Origin of the sequence: Pseudomonas sp. (genome assembly GCF_030696055.1) — a bacterium.
Lineage (GTDB): Bacteria > Pseudomonadota > Gammaproteobacteria > Pseudomonadales > Pseudomonadaceae > Aquipseudomonas.
On record NZ_JAUYNP010000117.1, the window covers coordinates 1 to 4,102 of the forward strand.

5 protein-coding genes are annotated in these 4,102 nt (G+C 59.3%); 2 read left to right on the plus strand and 3 right to left on the minus strand.

What is annotated here, in order from left to right:
- A partial coding sequence (locus tag Q8Q83_RS07045) for a TetR/AcrR family transcriptional regulator (protein ID WP_305622354.1) occupies positions 1-339 on the minus strand: 339 nt, incomplete at its 3' end.
- A 218-nt stretch (positions 340-557) separates the two neighbouring features.
- Here Q8Q83_RS07045 and moaA point away from each other — a divergent pair.
- Both moaA and Q8Q83_RS07055 read left to right on the plus strand, forming a co-directional pair.
- Positions 558-1,553: a GTP 3',8-cyclase MoaA gene (gene moaA / locus Q8Q83_RS07050; RefSeq protein ID WP_305622356.1), complete on the plus strand. Its 996-nt coding sequence runs from the start codon at positions 558-560 to the stop codon at positions 1,551-1,553.
- A 77-nt stretch (positions 1,554-1,630) separates the two neighbouring features.
- Entirely contained in the window at positions 1,631-2,458 is an 828-nt protein-coding gene (locus Q8Q83_RS07055; protein ID WP_305622358.1) for an ABC transporter substrate-binding protein, read from the plus strand.
- A 173-nt stretch (positions 2,459-2,631) separates the two neighbouring features.
- On the opposite strand, the gene Q8Q83_RS07060 is transcribed toward Q8Q83_RS07055, so the two are convergent.
- Together Q8Q83_RS07060 and Q8Q83_RS07065 are read right to left on the minus strand one after the other, a co-directional pair.
- Positions 2,632-3,504, minus strand: a complete 873-nt coding sequence (locus tag Q8Q83_RS07060; RefSeq protein ID WP_305622359.1) for an outer membrane protein OmpK — start codon at positions 3,502-3,504, stop codon at positions 2,632-2,634.
- Between the two features lie 89 nt (positions 3,505-3,593).
- The coding region (locus Q8Q83_RS07065; protein ID WP_305622361.1) for a solute carrier family 23 protein at positions 3,594-4,102 on the minus strand (509 nt) is incomplete at its 5' end.

Genomic DNA, 4,102 nt, shown 5'->3' on the forward strand with positions numbered 1-4,102 from the left:
CGGCGCGCCGTGCATGATCTCGCTGGCGAATACCTTGGAGGCGAAGGGCAACTGGCTGGAAATGCGGATCTTCGAGCGGATATAGGCTTTCAGCACCTCGGCCGGGCGCCCCGGCTGGTTGAAGGGCGCGGAGGCCTCCAGCAGCGGCTCGATAATGCTTTCCAGCACCTCGCGGTAGAGGTTCTCTTTGGACTTGAAGTAGTAGTAGACGTTGGGCTTGGGCAGGCCTGCCTTGGCGGCTATGTCGCTGGTCTTGCTGGCGGCAAAACCCTTGTCGGCGAACTCTTCACTGGCTGCGCGCAAAATCAGCTCTTTATTGCGCTCGCGAATACTGGTCATAAGCCCCTGTGCTTGCAGATACCGCCCGGCGCTGGGCGGCGGTCGGGCATGGTAGCATCGGCTTTGCACGAGGCTCAAGCAGGCAGCCCGTGGCTTGCAGCGATTGTCTGACTCGCCAGTCAAGTAATTGTGTACAAAATTTAGTTTTTCTGTTTCTATCTGGGCCAATGCTTTCATAACAAAAAAGTCTCGGCTCGCAGAGCTCCAGGAGACATGCAGTGCACAACACCCAGCTGGTTGACCCTTTCGGTCGGCGCATCACCTACCTGCGGTTGTCGGTTACCGACCGCTGCGATTTTCGCTGCACCTACTGCATGAGCGAAGACATGGTTTTCGCCCCGCGCGCGCAGATCCTCAGCCTGGAAGAACTCTATGCCGTGGCCGACGCCTTTATCGGCCTGGGGGTCAAACGCATTCGCATCACCGGGGGAGAGCCCCTGGTGCGCAAAAACCTCCTCAGCTTGCTCAATCGCCTGGGTGAACGCCCTGAACTGGACGATCTGGCCATCACCAGTAACGGCTCGCAGCTGGCCGAAATGGCCCCGCAGCTGCGTGCGGCCGGGGTCAAGCGCCTGAATATCAGCCTCGATTCCTTGCAGCGCGAACGCTTCGCCGCCTTTACCCGCCGCGACAAGCTCGATCAGGTGCTGGCCGGTATCGAGGCGGCGCGCGCGGCGGGCTTTGCCAAGATCAAGCTGAATGCCGTGGTGCAAAAGGGCCGCAACGACGATGAGGTGCTCGACCTGGTCGAGTTCGCCATGGCCCGCGGCCTGGACATCAGCTTTATCGAGGAAATGCCCCTGGGCAGCATCTCCAGCCATCAGCGCGAGCAGACCTTCTGCTCCAGCGATGAGGTGCGTCAGCGCATCGAGCAACGCTACGAGCTGGTGCGCAGCAGCAAGCTCACCGGCGGGCCATCGCGTTACTGGCAGGTGGTGGGCAGCGATACCCAGGTCGGCTTTATCTCGCCGCACAGTCACAATTTCTGTGGTGATTGCAACCGCGTACGGGTCACCGCAGAAGGCAAGCTGGTGCTCTGCCTGGGCCACGAAAATGCCCTGGATCTGAAAGGCCTGATGCGCGCCCATCCCGGTGACAGCCAGCGCCTGCGCGCTGCGCTGCTCGATGCCTTGCAGCTCAAGCCCGAGCGCCATCACTTTGAAACCGATGAGCAGGTGCAGGTGGTTCGATTTATGAGCATGACCGGCGGCTAAAGCGCCGAGCTAAACCCTTGGCCGCCTGTCGTGGGCCCACATTCGATTCGATCCTAAGACTAACCAGGAGGTTCGCTGTGAAGCCCTCGCACGTCTGCAGTTTGTTCGCCCTTATGTGTTCCGCCAGTGTCAGCGCCGAAAGCTACGTGATAGGTGTGGAGAATTTGGCTTTCGCTCCACACTACAACACCGATGCACAAGGCCAGTACCAAGGTTTTGCCCGCGAGTTGTTCGATCTGTTCGCCGCCCAGAGTGGCGTGCAGTTGAGCTTCAAGCCCATGCCGGTCGAGCAGTTATTGCCGGCCTTGCTCAAGGGCGAGGTGGATTTCAAATACCCTGACAGCGCCAACTGGTCACAGGAGCAGAAGGCCGGTAAGGGCCTGAGCTACAGCCAGGGCGTGGTCGATTACGTGGATGGCGTGTTGGTGGCGCCGCAGCGCCAGGGGCAACCCATCGAGCAGATCAAGCGCCTGGCCATGGTCAATGGCTGGACGCCCTGGGGTTATCAGGAGCGTATCGACGCCAAGCAGATTGAGCTGACCTACAGCGATGACCTGCGCCTGATGATCCGTCAGGCATTGCGCAAGGATACCGACGGCGCTTACTTCAACGTGGTGGTGGCCACGCACTACCTGGACAATATTCGCGCGCGTCCCGGTGCTCTGGTGTTCGATGCCAAGTTGCCGCATAGCCGTGGCAGCTTCCAGCTGTCGACTATGAAGCATCCCGAGCTGTTGCAGCGTTTCGATCGCTTCCTGGTTGAGCAGCACGATGCGATTGCCCAGCTGAAAAGCAAGTACCGGGTCGAAGCCAATCTCGATTCCGAGCATATCGGCGTGGAGCAATGGAAGCTGGAGTTTCTCGAGCGGCAAAAGCTTAAGCAGGCGAGTAAAGCGACCCCGTAGGCAACTTGACACCAGCGCTGGGCAGTTCGCCCCGCGCTGGCGGGCTGAGGTCGTGCCGGTTGTTGAGTAGGCGGTAACAGGCGCTAATAGCCGAAATAGAAAAGGGGGATGACGCGAACGTCATCCCCCTTTTGTTTAACTGCTACCGCCTACCCGGTAGCAGTCAAGGCGCCTTAGAAGTGGTACTTCACCAGGGCCTGCACGGCGGCTTGGTCGAAGCCATCGGTGGAGCCGTCGATGGGCTTGATGCCGTATTTGTTGTGCCACATGTTCAGTTCGGTACCCACGTAGAGCTTGCGCTCTTCGCCGAACAGCGCCTTGCCCGCATCCCATTTGATCTGGATCGAGGAACCCAGCGACGTTTGGGTGTTGGCTTCTTTGGACGGAGCGCGCCAGTCGATGTAGCCGTCGACGACGAAGCTCTGATCGCCGATGGCGAAGGGGTAGGCACCAGCGATGGTCAGCTGCTCGGTGTAGCCGTTGCCTGCATCGCTGGCCTGGAAGTCATGGTCAAAGAAGATGTGGTTGTTGACTTTCACCTGGTACAGGTTGGTCTGCAGGAAGGCGAAGCCAGGTGCATCCCAGTCCAGGCCGATGCCGTAGAGGTAGTTCTCGGTGCCTGGGCCGCCAGTGCCTTTCTCATACATGAAGGCTGCTTTGACGTCTTTGATCGGGCCAAAGGAAAGGTCTTGCCCGGTCAACCAGCTCAGGCTGACACGGGGTTGGATCTCCATGTAGTAGAAGTTACTTTTTTCGTCGATGTCCAAGTTGCCGAAGTTGCTGCCACGGTATTGCGTGTTGTCGGCGTTGACGTAGTCGAAGAACATGAACACATCGCCCCAGGTCCAGCCGCTGGCGTGCTCGAAGGTATAAGTGCTTTGCGAGCGCTGTTCTTCATCGTTGAAGTTCATCTCGTTGAAGTTGTCGCCATTCAGGTAGCTCAGGCTATTGTCTTGCCACAGCAGTGCACCTTCTGCGGCTGCGTTCTGGGCGGCGAGCAGGCCGGTGGCGAGGGCGATGCAGTGGGGGAGGTATTTCAGCTTCATCGGGTTTTCCTTATTGTTGGACTTACAAGGTTTTCGACCCTGCGGCGAACCGCAGGGCTATACAGGGAGATGCTTGTTTGGGCTCGGGTTCAGCTTAGACGAGGGCTTGGAGTTAGCCCGCCAACGAGGCCTGGCGCGTCTTCAGCGCTGTTCTGCGGGTTTTGCAGCACTGTGTGCGTCTGGGCTTCCGGCTCGAAGTCGTCTTCTTCCACTTCCAGGTGTTCTTCCGGCAGGAAGATATTCAGCAAAATGGCGCTGAAGGCACCGACTGTGATCGGCGACTCGAAGATATTGTGCAGCGCCTGCGGCAGCTGACTCAGCACCTCGGGTACGGCGGCGACGCCCAGGCCCAGGCCCAGGGAAATTGCCACGATCAGCATGTTGCGGCGGTGCAGGCCGGCTTCCTGGAGAATCTTGATGCCGGCCACCGCGACGGTGCCGAACATGATCAGGGTGGCGCCGCCCAATACCGGTTTTGGCATCAGCATCAGCACCGCACCGATGAAGGCGGCAAATTCGCCGGCGCTGAACTTGCCGACCGCATAAAACACGATCAGCGACAGCGCGGCGGCGGCAATCATTTCCACCACCATGCTGT

Coding starts and splice junctions, on each gene's coding strand:
- Q8Q83_RS07060 (WP_305622359.1), bottom strand. CDS start 3,504: ATGAAGCTGAAATACCTCCCCCACTGCATCGCCCTCGCCACCGGCCTG.